The organism is Mesorhizobium sp. P5_C1 (genome assembly GCF_054049815.1).
Genome location: NZ_JBFULQ010001150.1, coordinates 1 through 908, shown reverse-complemented (window position 1 = coordinate 908; position 908 = coordinate 1). Strand labels below are relative to the sequence as shown.

2 protein-coding genes are annotated in these 908 nt (G+C 58.9%); one reads left to right on the top strand and one right to left on the bottom strand.

What is annotated here, in order from left to right; all coding sequences use genetic code 11:
- Positions 1–93: 93 nt before the first annotated feature.
- On the bottom strand, positions 94–279 hold the full coding sequence (locus ACXJ7R_RS34515) for a hypothetical protein (RefSeq protein ID WP_457155701.1): 186 nt from the start codon (positions 277–279) through the stop codon (positions 94–96).
- 280 nt (positions 280–559) lie between these two features.
- Between ACXJ7R_RS34515 and ACXJ7R_RS34510 the strand changes: the two genes are divergently transcribed.
- A partial coding sequence (locus tag ACXJ7R_RS34510) for an alpha/beta hydrolase family esterase (RefSeq protein WP_457155702.1) occupies positions 560–908 on the top strand: 349 nt, incomplete at its 3' end.

The window sequence follows — 908 nt, the reverse complement described above, 5'->3', positions numbered from 1 at the left end:
GTGTGTGAAGGACAACAACAAACTCGCAGGTCGGTTCCCCTCTGCCACTCCGGAAGGCAGGTGCCCGTGCATGGCATCAAGCCATTTCCGTCGTTACTTCTGCGCCTTCTTCCGCGCGGCTTGCTGGTTTTGCCCGGTGGCAGCGGAGGTTCTTGCGTCCTTGGAGTGTGCCGCTATGGCTGGCCCGGCGCCTGTTGCCTTGCGCATGTCCCCTGTGGTCTTTTTGTCATCCGCTCTCCTGCCGGTTAGGCCCGAGAACACCTTGCCGAAAAAGCCCATTTCGTCCTCCTGCATGTCAGATGCGCGCTGTCGGGGCGCTCTATGATTGAAGCTCTTCCCGCGACTTTGGTTCCTTCGAATAAACCGAATGCTGTCCCGCAATTGGGCTCCAACGCGAGGGCTCGGGGTTCCGTACAAAGTCGATTTGGCCGACCGGAGCCGCTCATGAGCCGGCTGGACTATGACCTGACGTAAGCTTGCTATTGTGCAGTGCAGCAACGATGTTGTTGCCTGCGCATTGTGCGCGGTTTTCGTCACCTTGGCGGCTAAGGATCTCGATTTGCGAAACCTCTCAGATACAATCACTCGCTTGGCCGCTATGCGGGGCCGGCCGGGTTTGTCCGCGCACCGCGACGACCGCTTTTCCGACATAGCTGGTTTCGGATCCAATCCTGGTGCTTTGCGTGGGCGCTTCTACGTTCCAGAGAATCTCCCGCTGGGAGCCGCGTTGGTCGTCGTCCTGCACGGATGCACGCAGACGGCGGATGGGTACGATCATGGATCTGGATGGTCGAAGCTAGCGACCAACCAGGGTTTTGCAGTGCTGTTTCCGGAGCAGCAGCGCGGCAACAATCCCAATCTTTGCTTCAACTGGTTCATGCCCGAAGATATCACGCGCGACCGTGGAG

Coding starts and splice junctions, on each gene's coding strand:
- ACXJ7R_RS34515 (WP_457155701.1), bottom strand. CDS start 279: ATGGGCTTTTTCGGCAAGGTGTTCTCGGGCCTAACCGGCAGGAGAGCG.